Origin of the sequence: Rhizobium alarense, from assembly GCF_021555155.1 — a bacterium.
Taxonomy (GTDB): domain Bacteria; phylum Pseudomonadota; class Alphaproteobacteria; order Rhizobiales; family Rhizobiaceae; genus Rhizobium_D; species Rhizobium_D alarense.
Genome location: NZ_JAKGBU010000038.1, coordinates 1 through 19,366 on the forward strand (window position 1 = coordinate 1; position 19,366 = coordinate 19,366).

Annotated in this window: 21 protein-coding genes; 8 read left to right on the forward strand and 13 right to left on the reverse strand. The window is 65.1% G+C overall.

All coding sequences use genetic code 11. The features are described from left to right. A partial coding sequence (locus LXM94_RS13335) for an aminopeptidase P family N-terminal domain-containing protein (protein WP_235771959.1) occupies positions 1 to 918 on the reverse strand: 918 nt, incomplete at its 3' end. Positions 919 to 1,034: 116 nt separating this feature from the next. Next, positions 1,035 to 1,562: a hypothetical protein gene (locus LXM94_RS13340; RefSeq protein WP_235771960.1), complete on the reverse strand. Its 528-nt coding sequence runs from the start codon at positions 1,560 to 1,562 to the stop codon at positions 1,035 to 1,037. 167 nt (positions 1,563 to 1,729) lie between these two features. On the opposite strand from LXM94_RS13340, the gene LXM94_RS13345 reads away from it, so the two are divergent. Beyond that, a complete protein-coding gene (locus tag LXM94_RS13345) occupies positions 1,730 to 1,879 on the forward strand; it encodes a hypothetical protein (protein ID WP_235771961.1) in 150 nt (49 codons plus the stop codon). A 185-nt stretch (positions 1,880 to 2,064) separates the two neighbouring features. On the opposite strand, the gene LXM94_RS13350 is transcribed toward LXM94_RS13345, so the two are convergent. The 3 genes from LXM94_RS13350 to LXM94_RS13360 form a co-directional block, all read right to left on the reverse strand. Beyond that, positions 2,065 to 2,943, reverse strand: coding sequence for a 50S ribosomal protein L11 methyltransferase (locus tag LXM94_RS13350; RefSeq protein WP_235771962.1), 879 nt, complete (start codon positions 2,941 to 2,943; stop codon positions 2,065 to 2,067). 83 nt (positions 2,944 to 3,026) lie between these two features. After that, on the reverse strand, positions 3,027 to 3,626 hold the full coding sequence (locus LXM94_RS13355) for an SCO family protein (RefSeq protein WP_235771963.1): 600 nt from the start codon (positions 3,624 to 3,626) through the stop codon (positions 3,027 to 3,029). Positions 3,627 to 3,767: 141 nt separating this feature from the next. After that, positions 3,768 to 3,926: a hypothetical protein gene (locus LXM94_RS13360; protein WP_235771964.1), complete on the reverse strand. Its 159-nt coding sequence runs from the start codon at positions 3,924 to 3,926 to the stop codon at positions 3,768 to 3,770. A gap of 295 nt (positions 3,927 to 4,221) precedes the next feature. Between LXM94_RS13360 and LXM94_RS13365 the strand changes: the two genes are divergently transcribed. The 3 genes from LXM94_RS13365 to pncA all read left to right on the forward strand — a co-directional run bounded on the left by LXM94_RS13365 (position 4,222) and on the right by pncA (position 7,491). After that, the gene (locus LXM94_RS13365) at positions 4,222 to 6,192 is read left to right on the forward strand and encodes a methyl-accepting chemotaxis protein (protein ID WP_235771965.1); all 1,971 of its coding nucleotides are present in this window, start codon (positions 4,222 to 4,224) and stop codon (positions 6,190 to 6,192) included. A 3-nt stretch (positions 6,193 to 6,195) separates the two neighbouring features. Further along, complete coding sequence (locus tag LXM94_RS13370; protein ID WP_018326507.1) at positions 6,196 to 6,660, forward strand: chemotaxis protein CheW; 465 nt, start codon at positions 6,196 to 6,198, stop codon at positions 6,658 to 6,660. Between the two features lie 204 nt (positions 6,661 to 6,864). After that, the gene (pncA, locus tag LXM94_RS13375; protein WP_235771966.1) at positions 6,865 to 7,491 is read left to right on the forward strand and encodes a bifunctional nicotinamidase/pyrazinamidase; all 627 of its coding nucleotides are present in this window, start codon (positions 6,865 to 6,867) and stop codon (positions 7,489 to 7,491) included. Between the two features lie 35 nt (positions 7,492 to 7,526). On the opposite strand, the gene LXM94_RS13380 is transcribed toward pncA, so the two are convergent. Beyond that, on the reverse strand, positions 7,527 to 7,682 hold the full coding sequence (locus LXM94_RS13380; protein ID WP_235771967.1) for a hypothetical protein: 156 nt from the start codon (positions 7,680 to 7,682) through the stop codon (positions 7,527 to 7,529). Positions 7,683 to 7,795: 113 nt separating this feature from the next. Between LXM94_RS13380 and LXM94_RS13385 the strand changes: the two genes are divergently transcribed. Then, complete coding sequence (locus LXM94_RS13385) at positions 7,796 to 8,374, forward strand: GNAT family N-acetyltransferase (protein ID WP_235771968.1); 579 nt, start codon at positions 7,796 to 7,798, stop codon at positions 8,372 to 8,374. A gap of 48 nt (positions 8,375 to 8,422) precedes the next feature. Here the strand turns inward: LXM94_RS13385 and LXM94_RS13390 are convergent, their stop codons facing one another. Both LXM94_RS13390 and LXM94_RS13395 read right to left on the reverse strand, forming a co-directional pair. Continuing rightward, positions 8,423 to 8,914 carry a CreA family protein gene (locus tag LXM94_RS13390; RefSeq protein ID WP_235771969.1) on the reverse strand — a complete coding sequence of 164 codons (492 nt, stop codon included), beginning with the start codon at positions 8,912 to 8,914 and terminating at the stop codon, positions 8,423 to 8,425. A 61-nt stretch (positions 8,915 to 8,975) separates the two neighbouring features. Then, entirely contained in the window at positions 8,976 to 9,722 is a 747-nt protein-coding gene (locus LXM94_RS13395) for a copper homeostasis protein CutC (RefSeq protein ID WP_235771970.1), read from the reverse strand. A gap of 526 nt (positions 9,723 to 10,248) precedes the next feature. Here LXM94_RS13395 and LXM94_RS26185 point away from each other — a divergent pair. After that, a complete protein-coding gene (locus LXM94_RS26185) occupies positions 10,249 to 11,337 on the forward strand; it encodes a DUF2778 domain-containing protein (RefSeq protein ID WP_235771971.1) in 1,089 nt (362 codons plus the stop codon). Between the two features lie 4 nt (positions 11,338 to 11,341). On the opposite strand, the gene LXM94_RS13405 is transcribed toward LXM94_RS26185, so the two are convergent. Next, entirely contained in the window at positions 11,342 to 11,980 is a 639-nt protein-coding gene (locus tag LXM94_RS13405; protein WP_235771972.1) for an alpha/beta hydrolase family protein, read from the reverse strand. Between the two features lie 218 nt (positions 11,981 to 12,198). Here LXM94_RS13405 and ppk2 point away from each other — a divergent pair, with 218 nt between their 5' ends. Continuing rightward, complete coding sequence (gene ppk2, locus LXM94_RS13410; RefSeq protein ID WP_235771973.1) at positions 12,199 to 13,119, forward strand: polyphosphate kinase 2; 921 nt, start codon at positions 12,199 to 12,201, stop codon at positions 13,117 to 13,119. Positions 13,120 to 13,285: 166 nt separating this feature from the next. Here ppk2 and LXM94_RS13415 read toward each other — a convergent pair whose 3' ends face one another. Genes LXM94_RS13415 through LXM94_RS13430 form a run of 4 tightly spaced genes read right to left on the reverse strand, consistent with a single transcriptional unit; the run spans position 13,286 to position 17,950 of the window. Next, positions 13,286 to 14,008 (reverse strand): hypothetical protein, encoded by a 723-nt coding sequence (locus LXM94_RS13415; protein ID WP_235771974.1) that lies wholly within the window; start codon positions 14,006 to 14,008, stop codon positions 13,286 to 13,288. Between the two features lie 44 nt (positions 14,009 to 14,052). Then, entirely contained in the window at positions 14,053 to 16,608 is a 2,556-nt protein-coding gene (locus tag LXM94_RS13420; RefSeq protein WP_235771975.1) for an ATP-dependent helicase, read from the reverse strand. Positions 16,609 to 16,659: 51 nt separating this feature from the next. After that, entirely contained in the window at positions 16,660 to 17,076 is a 417-nt protein-coding gene (locus tag LXM94_RS13425; RefSeq protein ID WP_235771976.1) for a carboxymuconolactone decarboxylase family protein, read from the reverse strand. Positions 17,077 to 17,125: 49 nt separating this feature from the next. Beyond that, positions 17,126 to 17,950, reverse strand: a complete 825-nt coding sequence (locus tag LXM94_RS13430; protein WP_235771977.1) for a cyclase family protein — start codon at positions 17,948 to 17,950, stop codon at positions 17,126 to 17,128. A 248-nt stretch (positions 17,951 to 18,198) separates the two neighbouring features. Here LXM94_RS13430 and LXM94_RS13435 point away from each other — a divergent pair, with 248 nt between their 5' ends. Beyond that, positions 18,199 to 19,365, forward strand: a complete 1,167-nt coding sequence (locus LXM94_RS13435; protein WP_235771978.1) for an efflux RND transporter periplasmic adaptor subunit — start codon at positions 18,199 to 18,201, stop codon at positions 19,363 to 19,365. The last annotated feature ends 1 nt before the right edge of the window (position 19,366 follow it).

Sequence of the window (19,366 nt, forward strand, 5' to 3'; positions counted from 1 at the left end):
GGGGTCCGGCGCCTCGACGACGGTGCCGCCTTTCGCGCGGATGCGTTCGGCGAGCGCGTACGGCGCCTGATCCGGGTCGATCAGGAGGCGCGCGCCGGTCGCGGCGAGCGCGTCGATCGCGCCTTCGAAGGCCGATGGGGGCAGCAGGTCGCAGAGCTGCGTCAGATAGGCCTCCTGCTCGATGCCGGTCTTGCGCTTGTCGAGGAAGAGTTGCGGCCGGCCCTCGGCGGGCACGATGGCGCGGGCGAGCGGATGCGGCGTGTGCGGCACGTCGCTGCCGCGGATGTTGAAGATCCAGGCGATGGAGGAGGGGTCGGTGACGGCGAGTGCGTCCGCCTTGAGGCGCGTCGTCTCGGCGGCCATGGCGACGAGCTTGTCCCTGGCGAGTTCGCCGGCATGGTCGAGCGCCTGGATCGTCACGCGGCCGAGCGGCTCGGCAGGGCGTGCTTCCCAGATCCGGTCGAGCGGATTGTCGGCGAGCGGCACGAGCTCGCCCCCGGCCGCCTCCAGCGCCGCCTTCAGCCGTCGTACCTCGCCGCCCGTATGCAGCCATGGATCGATGCCGAGCCGAAAACCCTTCGGGGCGTTGGTGCGCAGCCAGAGGTGCGGCGGCTCGTTGACGAGGTCGCCGCCCGAAAAGACATGGCCGTCCACCTGTTCCGCGAGCTGTGTCACATAGCGGCCGTCCACGAAGACGATCGCCTGGTTGCGGGTGACGAGGGCGACGCCGGCCGAGCCGGTGAAGCCGGTGAGCCAGGCCAACCGCTCGGCCGAGGACGGCACATACTCGCCCTGGAACTCGTCGGCGCGCGGCACGAGGAAACCATCGATGCCGAGGCCGTCGAACGTGGCGCGCAGCGCATCGGTGCGCGCGGCGCCGAACTGCGGCGTGGATGTGACGTCGAAACTCTGGAACATGGGAGATACCCGTCTTTGCCGCAGTGCGGCGTGAATCACCGGAGGCAATCTAGAACATTTCGCGCGAAATGGGATTCGCGTCCGCAGCTTTCCCGCAACGGGGTCTCCGGCGCGTGTCAGGACGGCCGGGCGAGATAGCCTTCGATCTTTGCCCGGGTAAGCCGCTGGTTGTTGCGGTACCAGTCGTCGTCCGAGAAGAAGATCGGTTCGTCCGGATCCCAGCCGCTCATCGAGAAGTCGGACTGGCCCGCAAAGAAGGCGACGAATGCCTCCTCGTCCGGCCATAGCGCGATGGCGGCACCGAAATAGGCGCCGCCGTCCTGGACGTCGCAAAGCATCACGCCGCCTTCGGTCCGGATCAGCCCGTGGCCGCAGAAATCCCGATGGAATTCATGAATGAGGCCCGCGCCGTCGGGCCGGGCTATGACATCCTGCCAAAGCCCTCTGGCGAGCGTCGCGCCGAGCGGGCGACGATCGAGCGCGTCGCGCAGTTCCTCGCGCCGGCGCTGCATCTCCGCGGCAGGGTTCGCCGTCTGCGGCGCCGCCGGCAACCGCCGTCGATCGGCAATCATTGCACCGACGACAAGGCCGAGCACCGCAAGGATCACAAAAAGGGCAATGAGCGGGATGATCGTTGCGGCCATGCGAGCGGACCCTTCAGCAAACGCCGACTTTCAGTGGTCTTGGATTGGACTTATGCGTGGCCCGCATGGCTCCCATGCCGCAAACCCTCTGCCTCGAATTTTCGGATCGGCTATAACACTCCCATCGAAGCGAACATGAAACGCGCTTCAAGCGAAAGGAAATGAAAATGTCCTCCAATTTCTTCCGTGCCGCTGCCCAGCGTTTCGTCGAAGCCCGTCAGCGCCAGGCTGATCGTCTCATTGCCCAGGCGCTTGCCGGCTATGACGAGGAGACCCTGAAGCGCCTCGGTCGGTCGATGCAGTCTACCCGCCGTTAAGGCGAAAAAGCTAGGTGTTCCGATCAGGCGCTTGCCCGGTCACTCCTCCTCCCTCCTCCGGGGAAGCGTTCGGAACACATAGGTCCGCTTGAGCACTCCTCCTCCTCAAGCTCGCGGGCGTGACCGGTTCGCCGGTCCACAGGCGGTGCCTCCGGCACCGCCTTTATTTTTTCCGGAAATGCCGCTCAGGGCCGGTCGAGATGGATCGTCACCCAGCCGTTGCGCCAGATGGTGCGGACGTGCCGCAGGCGCGCGCCGCTATAGGCGGCGATGACCTTGCGGCGCTGCTCCGCCAGGATGCCGGACAGGATGACCTGGCCGCCGGGCGCCAGATGGGCGGCGAGCTGGGGTGCCATGCGCATCAGCGGGCGGGCGAGGATATTGGCGATGACCAGGTCGAACGGCCCGTGGCGCCGGAAGGCCGTGGAATGGAAGCCGGGCGCCGTTTCCAGCGCCAGCCCCGAGGCGATGCCGTTCAGCCGCACATTGTCCCGGGCGACACGTGTCGCGACCGGGTCGATATCGGTGGCAAGCACGCGGGCGGGGATGAGTTTGCGCGCGGCGATCGCCAGCACGCCGCTGCCGGTGCCGAGGTCGAGCACGCGCCGCGGCCGGCGGCGGCGGATGACGTCCTCGATCATTTCCAGGCAGCCGGCAGTGGTGCCGTGATGGCCGGTGCCGAAGGCCTGGCCGGCATCGATCTCGATCGCGATCTCGCCGGCGTGCACCTTGCCGCGGTCGTGGGAACCGTGGACGACGAAGCGTCCGGCCCGGACCGGCTGCAGCCCTTCCAGCGAGCGGGCGACCCAGTCCACGTCAGGCAGAACTTCCCGCCTCATCGGAAGGTCCGGGAAGGCCTCGCGGACGAGCGCCGAGAGGCGCGGCGCGACCTCGGCCTCCTCGTCCGTCATCATGTAGAGCGAGGCCTCCCAAATGTCGGCCTTCTCGTCGATCTCCATCGTCGCCATGGCCAGACCGTCTTCTTCGAAGACATCGGTCATGAGGTCGAGGATCGCTGCGGCCTTGCTTTCGGTGGTGGTGAAATAGAGACGGATTTCGCTCACGATATGGGGGTTCCTGATTGGCTGTCACCGCCTAGCATGGCAGCCCACCGGGGCAAAGGGGGACGGCCGCCGGTCCCGTCATTTCAACCCTTGAGGAGATTTCCGAGTTTTTCGACGGCGACGTCCGGATTCTCCTGGTAGGCGATCGTTCCCCGGAAACGGCCGTCCGCATCCAGCAGGAACACCGAGGCGGTGTGGTCCATCGTGTAGTCGCCGTCGGGCTTCTTCTCGTCGAGCGGAACCTTGCGATAATAGACGCGGAACCCCTTGACCATTTCCAGCACCTTGTCGGCCGGTCCGGAAATACCGGTGATGCGCTTCGACACGTTGGAGATGTATTGCCCGAGAAGCTCCGGGCTGTCGCGTTCGGGGTCAACGGTGACGAAATAGGCCTGGAGCTTCGTGCCGTCGGGGTCGACCTTCTCCATCCAGCCGTTGAGTTCGAACAGCGTCGTGGGGCAGACCTCGGGGCAATGGGTGAAGCCGAAGAACAGGGCGGTCGGCTTGCCGGTGAAGGCCTTTTCGGTGATCGGAGCGCCCTCCTGTGACACGAGCTGGAAAGGCACGCCGAAGGGGCCGTCGGCAAGTTGCTCGCCCGTGCGGGTCATTTCCAGCGTGAGCCAGCCGGCAAGAACGGCGAGCAGGGCGATGGCGGTCCAGAGGACGATGCGGACGGTTTTCATCAGGGGCTCCACGGGCAGGTCGCCGCGTGACACGGCAGTCGCTGCTTCATAGTCGCCGCGCCCGCGTCAGGCAAAGGGGCCGATTGCCGCAAGCGCGGCGCCTCGCGCGAATGTGATGCCGAGCCGCCGCCGGGGGAGGACTCAGAGGCACCAGGCCAAGCCGCTCTCGGCCATGGTGAGCAGGATGCCGGCGCCATGTTCGATCCAGCCGGCAAAGCCGAGCACGGCGAGAGCCGCGGCCCCCGTCGCGAGGACGGCGATGGCGAGAAGGCGGAGAAGGGGCGGGCGCGTTGTGGTCATTCTTCCAGTATAGCCCGCCGGGGCCGAATGCGAAAGCCGCGACGTCGGGGCCTTGCGAAGGCTCTCCATCCCCGGTCATCGCATCCGAATTTCATTAAGTTTTGCTAAAACGCAAGTTTCGCCACTCTTTTCTTAGGGTTTACTTAATCTCTCTTTGCAACGCTCAAGTTCGTGTGAAAGGCCGGATTCGGCCTCGCGGGCATGAGGCGCGCGGACCTTTCGAAGGTCACCCATTGTCTCCCATCCGATCAAACTGCGGGGTCCGGGCATACCCGGCTCGCCAACTGGACGCGCCATGTCAAACAACGCAGCACTGATAAGGTCCCTTTCCGTCAATCAGCGTCTCGGCAGCCTCGCGCTCGCCTCGCTCTTCGGTTTCGGCAGCCTCATCGGTGTCGGCTGGTACGAGAGCACCCTCATCGACGGCGCGCTCATGCGGGCGGTCGAGACGCAGGCCAAGATCGACCGCGTCGAAGCGATGCGCCTTGCTAACCTCGATCTCGTGCTCGTCGCGATGGATAGCATCATCGACCGCGAGGAGAAGGCGATCCAGCCGGAACGCCTGGAAACGATCGTAGGTTCGCTCAAGGTGCTGAACGGGGGCACTGCGGAAGCCAGGCTTCTCGCCGCGGACCTCGGGAAGGCGGATATCCTTGCAAATTTCGACGCGGATCTCGCGGAGGTGACCAAGGCGATCTCCGTCGACCTCAAGGCGATGATCGAACAGGGCGCGCCGATCGAAGCCTTCGCGGCGATCGACGATGCGATCGACAGCGGTGGCGAACGGATGAGCGAGGCGCTGCGCACGCTCGCCGAGGAGGGGTCGGCATTCCTGGAGACCAAGGTCAACGACGCCCAGGCGGTTTCGACGCGCTCCGTCGACATCCAGATCGGCATCGGGCTGCTCGCCATGCTGACGATGATGGGACTGCTCGTCTATCAGGGCAACATGCTGCGTCGCGGCATCTTCGCGGTGCGCGACAGCATGAAGCGCATTCTCGACGGTGATTTCGAAACGGCAGTCGGGGCGACGGAACGCGGCGACGAGATCGGCGAGATGGCCCGTTCGGCCGAAGCCTTCCGCCTCGCCGCCGTCGAAAAGCGCGCGCTGGAGACGGCGAGCGACGAGAGCCGCCGCCAAGCGGACGAGGAGCGTCGCAACCGGGAGGCCGCCGGTGCCGAGGACCAGCGCGAGGTCCGCAAGGCCGTCGACGCGCTGGGCCGCGGCCTGACGCGGCTTTCGGACGGCGATCTCTCCGTGACGATCCTCGAGCCTTTCCGCTCCGACCTCGAACAGCTCCGGCTCGACTTCAACAGCACGGTCGAACGGCTGCGCCACCTGATGGTGGACGTGAAGGAGAACACCGGCTCCATCCAGACCAACAGCCGCCAGATGCGGGCGGCAGCCGACGACCTTGCCAAGCGCACCGAGCAGCAGGCCGCCTCGCTCGAGGAAACCTCCGCGGCACTCGAGGAAATCATGTCGACGGTACGGGCCGCGACGAGCCGCGCCGAGGAAGCCGGCAAGATGGTGGAAGGCACCAAGGCGAGTGCCGAGGAATCCGGCCGCATCGTCGGCGACGCCATGTCTGCCATGCAGCGCATCGAGAATGCGTCAAACGAGATCGGCAAGATCATCAACGTCATCGACGAGATCGCCTTCCAGACCAACCTTCTGGCACTCAACGCCGGCGTCGAGGCAGCCCGGGCCGGCGAGGCCGGCAAGGGTTTCGCCGTCGTCGCCCAGGAGGTGCGCGAACTCGCCCAGCGTGCGGCAGGTGCGGCCAAGGACATCAAGACGCTCGTCGGCAAGTCGGGCGAGGAGGTGCAGACCGGCGTCCGCCTCGTGCAGGCGACGGGCGAATCGCTCACCCGCATCGGCGGCGACGTCGTGCGCATCAACGACCACATGAAGTCGATCGTCACCGCCGCCCGCGAGCAGGCGACCGGTCTTCAGGAAATCAACGTCGCCGTCTCCGCCATGGATCAGGTGACGCAGCAGAATGCCGCGATGGTCGAGGAGACCAATGCGGCGAGCCACACGCTGGCGCAGGACGCGGAGACGCTGATGCACCTCGTCGGCCAGTTCCAGATCGGCGGCGAAGCGAAGCCCGCCGCCGGTAACCCGAAGGCGGCGACGGCCGCCTCCCGTCCGACCCCGTCTCCGGCAAAATCCCTTCTGAACAAGGTTGCCGGAGCGTTCACGAGCAACGCGGTGCCGAAGGCAAGCGCCCAGGCAGCCGCCGACAACTGGGAAGAGTTCTGATCCATGTCCAATGCCATCAAGCAGTCCGGCGCCTATCTCGAAATCGTCTCCTTCCATCTCGGAGACCAGGAATTCTGCATCGACATCATGGCGATCCGCGAAATCCGCGGCTGGGCGCCGGTGACGCCGATGCCCCATACACCGCCCTATGTGCTCGGCCTCATCAACCTGCGCGGCGCGGTGATCCCGGTGATCGACATGGCTTGCCGCCTCGGCATGAAGATGACCGAACCTTCCGAGCGCTCGGCGATCATCGTCACCGACATCGCCGGCAAGCTGGTCGGGCTGCTCGTCGAGCAGGTCTCCGACATGATGACCATCAAGAGCGAGGACCTGCAGCCGGCGCCGGAAATCATCCCGGAAGCCCAGCGTGCCTTCTGCCGCGGCATCGTCGCGCTGGAGAAGACGATGGTCTGCTTCCTCAACCTCGACACGGTCATCGCCGACGAACTGGCACAGGCTGCCTGACGGAACGCCACGGACGGGTGGTCAGAACGCCCCGGCGGATTTTTCCGCCGGGGTTTCCGGCGTCTGGACAAAGTGTCTCAGGCGGCATGGCGTGGCAGGCAGGGGTGGAAAGCGGCGTCGACCGGCGATAATGTGCGCTGCACAACCGGCCGCAAGCGCGTCGCGCTCACGGTCGTTGCACAAGGGCCAGCCGCGGAGCGTTTCATGAAGTGCCTTCTCCTCGTCGATCTCCAGAACGGCTTCTGCCCGGGCGGAAACCTGCCGGTGCCCGACGGCGACGCGGTGATCGCCATTGCGAACCGGCTCGCCGGAAAGGGCGGCTACGACCTCGTCGTCGCCTCGCAGGACTGGCATCCGGCGAACCATGGCAGCTTCGCCTCCAACAATCCGGGCAAGGCGCCCTTCGAGATGGGCGAACTCGGCGGCAAGCCGCAGATGATGTGGCCGGACCACTGCGTCGCCGGCACGCGCGATGCCGACTTCCACCCGGATCTCGAGGTCGGCCGTATCGACTACGTCCAGCGCAAGGGCACCAATGCGCACGTCGACAGCTATTCCGCCTTCCGCGACAACGACCAGCAGGCCGAGACCGGTCTTGCGGACTACCTGAAGGAAAAGAGCGTCACGGAACTCGACGTCTGCGGACTTGCCACCGACTACTGCGTCAGCGCCTCCGCGATCGACGCGGCGGCCATGCTGCCGGGTGTAACGGTGCGGTTCGTGGAGGACGCGAGCCGGGGCATCGCGGAAGAGACGATCGTGGCGGCGAAGGCGGCGATGGCCGGGGCGGGCGTGGCAACGGTGACGTCGGGGGAAATTGTCGGAGGGTAGCGCCGTCAGTTCCGCGCGCGTTCACGCGGGCGCACTCATTGGACCAGGTCGAAGTCCGGTATCCTGGCAATCTTGCCGTTCAGTTCCTCGGTCGGTCCATCGAAGCGCATGGCGGGCAACGGTCGTTTCGCCGTGTTGGGAATCAAATTCGATTCCAGTCCTTTCGGGTCCTCCGGGCCGACGTAGATCATCACAACGCCGTCGGCCGCAGGCCCGGATTCCGTTCTGACAATGACAAATCAGATGAATCATCCAACCAAGAGCTGTTTACTGACGGTTTCGGGGCGAAGGAGGCCTTAACGTCGTGGACGTCAAAATCGAAACGTCGCGCCTGACGCTCCGACCGTGGGGGGCGGACGACATCGAACAGCTCACGCTGGGCCTGAACGATCTCAAGCTCGCACGGTGGCTGGCTTTCGTCCCTCATCCCTATTTAACGTCGCACGCCAGAGATTGGATCAAGCGATGTCAGGAGATCTCGAACGCAGGCCCCCGGCCGACCGCGTACGAATTTGCGGTTGACCTCAGACCCGAGCGACTGGTGATCGGAGGGGTCAGCCTCAACAAGATAGACTGGAAGGCCGGGACGGGGGGCGGAGGAATCTGGATCGCCGACCGGTATCAGGGACACGGCTACGGGCGCGAGGCGTTCGAGGCGAAGGTCCGCTTCGCCTTTTGCGAATTGGGCCTGACGAAATTGGTCAACGGTTACTTCGACGGCAACGAAAACTCCTGGGCGATGCAGCGCAAATTGGGGTATCGGCGCGTCGGCGAGGTGACGAGCCGTTGCATGGCTGACGGTCGGCAAACGATCGAACATGTAACGACGTTGCTGCGCAGCGATTGGGAGGATCGCGAGGGCCAAACATGCAATCGGGCGTGACTCAATGGCCAACCGCCTGGCGTCCGGCCGAAATCCGTGTTTTTCCGCCTAGTCCGGCTTCCCCTCTGCCCATTTCACCGCCTGCCCATAGAGCGGCACGGTCGAGATCGACATCTTTGCCGAGCCGTCGGTCAGTTCGCGGGAATGGGCGAGGTAGATGAGCGTGTCGTTCGCCCTGTCGTAGATGCGGGTGACGACGAGCTTTTTCCAGACGAGCGACAGGCCCGACTTGAAGACTTCCTCGCCACCGTCGTCGAGGTCGATGTCGCCGATCTCGATCGGGCCGGTCTGGCGGCAGGCGATCGCGTTGTTGGAGGGATCCTCGAACCAGTTGCCCTTCTGCAGCCGGTCGAGCACGCCGCGATCGAAATAGGTGACGTGGCATGTGACGCCCTTGATCTTCGGGTCGCTCACCGCATCGATCAGGATGTCGTTGCCCATCCAGTCGACGCCGACCTCGCCGACCGTCCCGGCGGCGGCGGGGAGGGCGGCAAGGAAAAGGGCGGCCGCGGCGGCGGCGCGGAGGGGGGCGAAGGTCATCGGGCGGTGCTCCTGTTGCTGCAGAAGAGATAGGACGCCCGACGGCCCGCGCCAATGGCGCTCAACCCCTGGCCGCTGCGATCGTTGCGCGCACCGCGTTCCCGTCGGTCAGCGTCAGCTCGTATTCCCGGTCCTTCTCCGTGCCGCCCATGCCGACATGCGGATTGCGGAAGCGCATGGCGCTGGCGACCGTGGTGAGCGCCGCGAAATGCAGTTCGGCGAGACCCGCACCATCGCGCACGGCGCGGATGTTTCCGGCATCGAGCGCGCCGCAGCCCATGACGACGAGGCGCCCGGCGGCGAGCGCGACGGTCTGCCTGAGGATGTCGAGGCCCTCGACCGCGGTGTCGCGCTGCCCGGAGGTCAGCACCCGGTCGATGCCGCAGCGCACCAGCGCCTCGACGGCGTCGGCGACATCCGCCGTCATGTCGAAGGCGCGGTGGCAGGTGACGGACATCGGCCGTGCGGCCTCGACGAGCGCTGCCATGCGCTCTTCGTCGATGCGCCCGTCCGGCGTCAGGCAGCCGATGACGACGCCGGCGACGCCTTCGCCGCGCAGCGCGACGATGTCCTCGCGCATCGTCTCGAATTCCGCGTCCGAATACAGGAAGTCGCCGCCGCGCGGCCGGATGATGACATGGACGGGGATGCGCGCTGCCCGGACCGCCGCGCGGATGGTCGCGAGGCTCGGCGTCAGGCCGCCCTCCATCAGGCTCGCGCAGAGCTCGACCCGGTCGGCGCCGGCGGCCTGCGCGGCGAGGAAACCGTCGATGCCTTCGACGCAGATTTCGATGAGGGGACTGGGCATGAACGATCCTTCCGTGTGATTCCGCCGGCAGCGTAGCGCAGGAGCGCCCACGCGGAAATCATGGCACGGGGTTTGGGACGCGGATTCGGAAGGTTCGGCGGCTGCCGGCGGCAGCGGGTCGCCCGGACGACGACCGATGCGCCTCATCCGTCTCGGCGGTGCGCGTCGGGGCCGGCCGCAGACGGCGCCTTCCGCCCGCCTCTTACCGCCATCCGTGCACGTTTCGTGGGCCGCGGCCGCGCGGCCCCGTCGTCAATCCTGGCGATTCCGCCGAATGCGCCCAATCCTGTAAAGGGTTTGCTTACCATATTTCGCCATTCTTTGCTGGAAGGGAGGCCGTCACATGTGGCGACCACCTGCGAGTGTTCCGGCCGTCTGTCCTCGGTCGGGTCGGGTAACGTGTTTGGGTACGAGTATCATGGCGTCTTCTGTTGCAGGGCCTCAGCCGGTCCGATCGCATCGTACATCGCGCACCCGCTCCGGCCGGTCGCGCGTCCTTTTCTGCACCCTGTCCCTGGCGGCCTGCGTGACCGTTGTCGTCGCAGCCCTCGTCGCGACCTTCGCCCGCCTTGGCGGCGCGGCACCTGCGCTGCTGCAGCAGGGTCTGCGCGTCGAGGCCAGCCTCGGCGACCGCGTCGCCCTTCGCGGCGATCGCGACGGGCATATGCGGCTGATCAGGGTTTCGAAGTTCTCCCGCCTTTCGCCGCCGAGCGACGATGAGCTGCGCCAGGCGCGGCTGACGCCCGACGTGATCCTCGCCCATCACCAAAAGCAGGTGGCGCTCGCCTCGGTCAGGGCGGTGAAGCACTCCTTCGAGGTCGCCTGGAGCCGGGCGGTCGCGACGGCAAGGGCCGAGGCCGACCGGATCATTGCCCGCGAGCCGCCTGTCGGCGGCCAGGCCCTGCTGCTCACCGCGCTCGTCGAGAACGTTTCCGCGCGCGAGGACACGCTCGGTCGCGTCTTCGACCTGGTTCTGCCGGAGGCGACGGCGCAAGCCGTGCCGGAGACCATTCCCTTGCCCGAGACGCGGCCGGAACTTGCCGTCGCGACGGTGGAGGAGGAGGACGAACCCGCCGGACGCCGGCGCGCCACCGCGCGCAAGCCGAAGACGGAGGAACTCGCCTATGCCAAGCCGGACCGCTCGCTGCTTGACGGCCTGCGCGGCAGCAAGGGCGGCTGGCCGGGAAGGGGCACCCGGGTCGCGATCTACGACGTCGCGGCAGCGACGGTGCACATGCCCGACGGCACGAAGCTGCGGGCTCATTCCGGCATCGGCCGGATGCGTGACAACCCGCGCTATTCGCATGTGAAGATGAACGGGCCGACGCCGGCCGGCATCTACAGGCTGTCGATGCGCGAGACGCGCTTCTACGGCGTCGAGGCGCTGCGCATGACGTCGATCGACGGCACGGATCCGAAGAACCGGACGGGGCTCCTGACCCATACGAACCTGCTGCGCGGCCAGATCGGCTCGCACGGCTGCGTCGCCTTCCAGAACTACGCGCCGTTCCTGAAGGCCTTCAAACGCGGTCATATCACCATGCTGGTCGTCGTCGACCGGATGCCGAGCTCGTCGACGCAGATCGCCGCGATCTACCGCAAGGCAGGCGCCTGAGCGTTCAGCCGCCGGGCGCTTCCGCCCAGCGCCTGACAGCCGCTGCCATGCTCGCCAGATGGTCGGCCGCGGAAAAGCCGGACATGCGCTGCCGCGGCTTCAGGTCGTGGTCGCCGTCCTCGAGCCAGAGAACGCGTATCGCATCCGACAGCGCGTAGCCGGCGACCTCCTCGCGCGTGCCGAACGGGTCGCGCGTGCCCTGGCAGACGAGCGTCGGTGTCCGGAGCGTGGCGAGATGGGCAGTCCTAAGCTGTGCCGGCTTTTCGGGCGGGTGGAAGGGATAGCCGAGGCAGAGGAGCCCGGCGATGCGGCCGGCCGCAAAGAGCTCGTCGGCGACGAGGCTCGCGACACGTCCGCCCATCGACTTGCCGCCGATGACGAGCCGTCCGGGGGCGGACAAGGCGGCGACGGTGGCCCGGTATTCCGGCACAAGGGTTTCGGCCTTCGGCGGCGGCTTGCGGCTGCCGTCCCGCCGCGCCGCCATATAGGCGAATTCGAAGCGGGCGACGCGGAGGCCCTCGTGCGCCAGCGCCGCCGCGGCGGCGTTCATCGAGGCCGAATCCATCGGCGCGCCGGCGCCATGGGCAAGGAGGACGGTGACGGGCGCCTCGGGTGGGCCGTCCACCAGGAATTTTCCGCGCATTTTTCTGCCTCCCGCATTTGCCCGCCGGGCCGCGGTCCGGCCGCATCGCCCGTCCGGCCGGCACCGTACCTGCATGCCGGCAATGCTGTAGCATCTCGCGGCAAGGCTGTCCCCGGGGCGTCGCGCCGGCGGTCGCCCGCCTGTCAAAAATCCTTCACACGGCTGTGGAATAAGCCGAAGGATCAAGCCGGTGACGGCGGAGCGCATGGGGGCGGACGATGGACGACTTGAAGGACAACGGCATCCGGCCCGACTGGCTCGAAGCGGAACTCGCCGACACGATCGACGAGGATTACGAACTCGAGCTCTCCGAGCCGGCGCTTTCCGAGGAAATCCGCCGGATCTACAAGACGGCGCATCCGCCTTCCATGCCGCGCATTGCGTATTTTCGCGCGCTGCTGAAGCTCCAGTCGGAACTGATCAAGCTGCAGGACTGGGTCGCCTATCACGGGGAAAAGGTCGTCGTGATCTTCGAGGGGCGCGATTCCGCCGGCAAGGGCGGCGTCATCAAGCGCATCACCCAGCGGCTCAATCCGCGCATTGTGCGCGTCGTGGCGCTGCCGGCGCCGTCGGACCGCGAGAAGACGCAATGGTATTTCCAGCGCTACGTGCCGCACCTGCCGGCCGGCGGCGAGATCGTGCTTTTCGACCGCTCCTGGTACAACCGCTCCGGCGTCGAGCGCGTCATGGGTTTTGCCAGCGAAGACCAGGTCGGGCAGTTCTTCAACGACGTGCCGGAATTCGAGCGCATGCTCGTTCGCTCCGGCATCCGCCTTGTCAAATACTGGTTCTCGATCACCGACGAGGAACAGCAGATGCGCTTCCTGATGCGCATCCACGATCCGCTGAAACAGTGGAAGCTCTCGCCGATGGACCTGCAGTCGCGCGTGCGCTGGGAGGGTTATACCAAGGCCAAGGAAGAAACCTTCGCCCGCACCAATATTCCGGAAGCGCCCTGGTACATCGTCGAGGGCAACGACAAGAAGCGCGCCCGCCTCAACTGCATCGACCACCTCTTGACCCAGATCCCCTACGAGGACGTGCCGCACGAGGAAATCACGCTGCCGGAGCGCGTGTTCAATCCGGACTACGAGCGCAAGGTCCTGCCGCCGGAACTGTATGTGCCGGAGAAGTATTGAGGCGAAATTAGTCTCTAAATATCGGCTTTAGAGTCTTTGCTGGTCCGCTTGGTTGTATTAATATTAGAAATAATTTATACAATTTTGCCTTCAGTAAAACTGCGAAGAATGGATAGTGCCGAAACGGGTAACGGATCACTTATAAAAATAAATTAATTTCCGCTTATTATGGATTCTGAACTGCGGGGGATTTGCAGAATCTAATGAAGCGACCTCCAAGATCAGAGACCCTGTTTCCCAATAGATCTATGCCGCCTGATGACGTCATTGTAGTGAAGATGCTTTTGTCAGTATTTATCATTCCTGCTTGATAAAGGTCGCCGAAGGCATTTTTGATAACTTCAATATGGATGCCGGGAATCGCGATCGGGAAAAATTGAGAAAAACCGCCAAATATTTGGGTCGGTGGAATGTTGCGTGCGTGAAGATACGGTATTGGATCAGCCATAAAAGACAAAATACGTAGATGTATTGCTGAAAGTCTATTCACCAGCGTCAAGAAATGGGTTTGTTCATCGTCGATAATATTGCTGCCTGTTGCAGAATTTACGAGAATTCCTCTGAACGCTTCAAGCTTTTCATGTTGGTAATTTTCAGCAACGCCTCTAAAGCAGTGCTCGAAAATAAATGCGAAATTTTCCGTCGACAATGTTTGTTCATTTACGCGATTTGCTAGAAACGTAAGATCATTTGATATTGTGTCGACAAATTCTTCTAGGCGCTTCTGTTTTGCGGAAGGTATGTAGTCAGTCATCAGAGAGGCAATGCCGCCGCAAAATGGTGCAGTGGCCAGCCCGGCCTTAAGTAAATTTAAGATGTGCTCTGTCGCGTTCCGGGGATTCGCTGCGCCAATTGATTGCGTTACTTCGTAGTCTCTTCTTTTGGTCACCGGTTTTTTCCTTCAATAGCGACGACGTCTACGTAGCAACATTCTCACGCCCGCTCCACGAACCCGTCCAGCACCCGCTTCTGGCCCGCCCGGTCGAAATCGATCGTCAGCTTGTTGCCCTCGATCGAGGCGACGTTGCCGTTGCCGAACTTCATATGGAAGACCCGGTCGCCGACGGTGAAGCGGGAGGGTTCGGTGGCGGCGGATTTGGCGACGAGTTCGCCTTCGATGGTGCGGGCGCGGGGGCCTGATTCACCGTAACCGATGCGCTCCACCGCGTGGCCGGAGCGGCTGCCCCAGTTGTCGCGGGTGGCGTCGGTCTTGTTGGCCTGGGCGCGGCGCCAGCCGGGGGTGCCATAGGCGTTCTGGAACGGTTCCTGCTTGTCGAAGCGCGACTGGCCGTAACCGCCGCGCCCGTAGCCGCCATAGCTCTGCTCGACCTCGGCGACCTCGACATGGCCTTCCGGCAGTTCGTCGAGGAAACGCGAGGGCAGGGTGGACTGCCAGAGGCCGTGGATGCGGCGGTTGGAGACGAACCAGATGTGGCAGCGGCGTTTGGCGCGCGTCAGGCCGACATAGGCGAGGCGGCGTTCCTCCTCCAGCCCCGACCGGCCGCCCTCGTCGAGCGCGCGCTGGTGCGGAAAAAGGCCTTCCTCCCAGCCGGGCAGGAACACCGTCTCGAATTCCAGTCCCTTGGCCGAATGCAGCGTCATGATCGAGACGGCGTCGAGGTTCTCGTTCTGCTCGGCATCCATGACGAGCGAGACGTGCTCCAGGAAGCCGCGCATCGACTCGAAGGCCTCCATCGAGCGCACGAGCTCCTTGAGGTTTTCAAGCCGGCCCGGCGCTTCCGCCGACTTGTCGGCCTGCCACATGGCGGTATAGCCGCTCTCGTCGAGGATCTGCTCGGCAAGCTCGGTGTGCACCGTCGTTTCGAGCAGGCTCTGCCAGCGGCGGAAATCGGCGACGACGTCGAACAGCGCCTTGCGCGCCTTCGGCTTCAATTCGTCCGTCTCGACGATGTCGGCGGCGGCGGCGAGCATCGGGATGTCGCGGGCGCGGGCATAGTCGTGCAGGTTGCGAACGGTCGTGTCGCCGAGGCCGCGCTTCGGCGTGTTGACGATGCGTTCGAAGGCGAGGTCGTCGGCCGGCTGGCAGACGAGCCGGAAATAGGCCATGGCATCGCGGATTTCGAGCCGTTCGTAGAAGCGCGGGCCGCCGATGACGCGGTAGTTGAGGCCGAGCGTGACAAAGCGGTCTTCGAACTCGCGCATCTGGAACGAGGCGCGCACCAGGATCGCCATGTCGTTCAGCTTGTGCTTGCCGCGTTGGAGCTGCTCGATCTCCTCGCCGACTGCGCGCGCCTCCTCCTCGGAATCCCAGGCGGCGTGCACCACCACCTTGTCGTCGTCCGGGTCCAAGCGGTCGGTGAAAAGCGTCTTGCCGAGCCGGCCTTCGTTATGGGCGATCAGATGGCCGGCGGCGCCGAGGATATGGGCGGTCGAGCGGTAGTTGCGCTCCAGCTTGACGACCTTGGCGCCGGGAAAATCCTTGTCGAAGCGCAGGATGTTGTCCACCTCCGCGCCGCGCCAGCCATAGATCGACTGGTCGTCGTCGCCGACGCAGCAGATATTCACGCTCACGGCCGCACCGCGCCTGTCGGCGCTGGCCTGCGCGGGCGCGGGCGAAACGTCGCCCGGCCGGCTATCGCCGGCTCGGTCTGCGGCCGTGCGGGTGGTGCCTTTCGGTCGCTGTGCCAGCAGCCTCAGCCACATATATTGCGCGGTGTTCGTGTCCTGGTACTCGTCGACGAGAATGTAGCGGAACCGCTGGTGGTACTCGGCCAGCACGTCGGGGTTGGCGCGGAACATGCGGATCGGGTGCAGCAGCAGGTCGCCGAAATCGCAGGCGTTCAGCGTCTTCAGCCGGTTCTGGTAGGCGGCGTAGAGCTCGCGGCCCTTCCCGTTGGCGAAGGCGCGGGCATCGCCCTCGGGGATCTGCGCCGGGTCGAGGCCCTTGTTCTTCCAGCCGTCGATCATGCCGGCGAACTGTTTGGCCGGCCAGCGCTTGTCGTCGATGCCTTCGGCCTGGATGATCTGCTTGATCAGCCGCACGACGTCGTCTGTGTCGAGGATCGAGAAGTCGGACTTCAGGCCCACGAGTTCGGCATGGCGGCGCAGGAGCTTGACGCCGATCGAGTGGAAGGTGCCGAGCCAGGGCATGCCCTCGACGGCGCCGCCGACCAGCAGGCCGATCCTTTCCTTCATCTCGCGTGCCGCCTTGTTGGTGAAGGTGACGGCGAGGATCTGGCTCGGAAAAGCGCGGCCGGTGGCGAGAATGTGCGCGATGCGCGTCGTCAGCACGCGCGTCTTGCCGGTGCCGGCGCCGGCGAGCACGAGCACGGGGCCGTCGAGCGTCTCGACCGCCTCGCGCTGCTCGGGGTTGAGGCCGGAGAGATAGTCGGGTGCCCGGTTGCCGTCCCGTGCCGCCATGGCGCGCGCGGCGATGCCGCCTGCGGGCTTCCCGTTCGGGGGCAGCGGCGTCTTTGCAAGCGCCGGGTCCTCGTCGAAGAAGGGGATATCGTCAAAACCGCTCATCATGCGGCCCAATGTAGTGATTCGGGATCGAAAGGCCAGTTTGGCGTTCTTCTTTTATTCCGCTTTCCCGCGGTCTGCGTCGAAAACGGCATCCACCGGCACCTGCAGCGCGGTTGCGAGCTGGTTCGTCTTCGCGGCGAGCGCGATGATGTGCAGGAGTTCCGCATGCTGCGCGTCCGTCATGCCCTTCGCCCGGGCGGCCGCGGTGTGCGAGTGGACGCAGTAACTGCAGCCGTTGGTCGCCGAGACGGCGATGTAGAGCATCTCCTTGACGAGCGGATCGAGGTTTGACGGCGTCGCCATCACGGCCTTGACCTCTGCCCAGGTCGTCTCCAGCAGCGGCGGATCGAAGGCGAGATAGCGCCACATGTTGTTGACGAAGTCCGACTTGCGGGTGGCGCGGATGTCGTCGAACACCGCTTTGACGCGCGGGTCGGTTTCGGGGGCTGCGGCAGGGGTGACGGTGCTCATGACGGTCTCCAGCAAAGGCCGGCGGATCGCTCCGCCGGCCGGTTCGATATCAGACGAGCGCCAAGACGCGTGCCGGACCGCCCGTTCCGCCACGCACCTTCGGCGCGCCCACGATGAGCGTCGCGCCCTTCGCCGGCAGGTCGTCCAGGTTGGCGACGGCCTCCAGGCCCCAGTGGCCGGAGGCGAGCCAGGCATAGTGCGTCGCGAAGTCGGGTGAGATGCCGAAGTCGAGCGACAGCGTGTCGGAGGCGATGCCGACGGTGTTCGTGTTCTCCATCAGATACTGCGCCGCTTCGACATGGAAGCCGGGAAAGTGGATCTTGCCTTCAGCATCGGCATTGCGGAATTTTTCGGTGCCCATATGCGCCGCCCAGCCGGAATTGAGCGCCACGCAGGCCTTTTCAGGGATCTCGCCATTGGCCGCGATCCAGGCTTGGATGTCGTCAGGCGTTAGCTGGGCGTCCGCGCTGGCCGCCGCCTTCTCCCTGATGTCGATGACGACAAGCGGCACCACGAGGTCGCCGACCGGGATTTCCGCGACGGAATTGCCGTCTTCGGAAAAATGCAGCGGTGCGTCCATATGGGTGCCCGTGTGTTCGTTCACGCGCAGTTCGAAGAGGTTGAACTTGTGTTCGGCATAGTTGAACTTCTGCTCGCGGAAGAACTGCTGCTCGCCGAAGAAGGTGGGAAACGCTTCATGGAGATCATGTGTCAGGTCCGAGACCTTGACGGGCGGTGCAGCGGCGAGCGCCGGGCTGAGGAAACCGGAATTGGCCGCCGCCGCGGCGACGGCGCCGGTCGCTGCCGCCCGGAACAGGCCGCGGCGGGACAACATGCGGTCTTTCACGGAATCGATGACGCAGGCGTGACACATGGACGTTCCCTTTTATGGTAAGGTGAAGATCAACGAATGCTGAAATATGACGGCCCGGGGGCAGAGCAGGCTAACAAGATCGGCCGCGGCGGTCCAGCAGGACGGGCTCCGGCGGATGGCGATCCAGGTCCGCGAAATTCTTACATTTATGTAATGATTGCATTCTCTCATTGCCGGTTCATCGACGAGACACAATACTTGCCGTAAATCGGCGACGCTGATTTGGACCTTGTCGTGCGGAGACCTGTATGCGCCTTTGGAAGCAGTTGATCATCGGCCTCGTCGCCGCAGCGGCGGGCGTTCTGCTTTGGGGACGGTTCGTTCCGGGTGCCGGCGACATGTTGAAGGCCGCGGGCCTTCCGGAACAACTCGTGGCTGCGATCGCTCCACAGGGTGCAACAGGCGGCGAGGGCCGCGGGCGCCCGCGGGGCACCTTCGGCGGGCCGTCGCTCGTCGTGACGCGGCCGGTCGAAATGGCCCTCGTCAACGACCGGCTGAGTGCGATCGGCGACGGCGAGGCCATCCGGACGGTGATCGTCACGCCCTATTCAACGGGCAACCTCGTCGAGGTGGTCGTGAAATCCGGCGATCGTGTCGAGCAGGGGCAGGTCATCGCGAGGCTCGACAGCGACGAGCAGCGCATCGCTGCCGACCAGGCGCGGCTGACGCGCGACCGCGCGGCCGACAAGGTGAAGCGCTACGAGGGACTGCGGACCTCCTCGGCGGTGACCCCGGTCCAGGTGGAGGACGCGCAGGCCGAATTGCGCGCCGCCGAACTTGCGCTGCAAAATGCCGAACTGACGCTCAGCCGCCGGGCCATCCTGGCCCCCTATGGTGGCATCGTCGGCATCATCTCCGTCAATCCCGGCGACTATGTCACGACGTCGAGCGCGATCGCCCGCATCGACGACCGTTCGAAGATCCTTGTCGATTTCTGGGTTCCGGAGCGCTTCGTCGGGGTGATCGACACCGGCGCGCCGATCATCGCGACCGCGATCGCCCGCCCCGGCGAAACCTTCACGGGCTCGATCCAGGCGGTGGACAACAGGATCGAGCAGGAGAGCCGGACGCTCAGGGTCCGCGCCGAGATCGACAACCCCAAGGACATCCTGCGGGCCGGCATGTCCTTCCAGGTCGGCATGCGTTTCGAGGGAGACCGCTACCCGAGCGTCGATCCGCTGGCACTTCAATGGTCTGCCGAAGGCGCCTTCGTCTGGCGCGTGCGTGCCGGCAAGGCCGAGCGGGTGCCGGTCAGGATCATCCAGCGCAATCCCGACAAGGTTCTCGTGAACGCGGAACTGGTCTCGGCCGACGAGATCGTCATCGAAGGGCTGCAGCGGCTTCGCGACGGTGGTGACGTGCAGATCGTCGGTAGCGACAACCAGCCAGCACCGGCCGTGGCGGAGGGGACCTGAC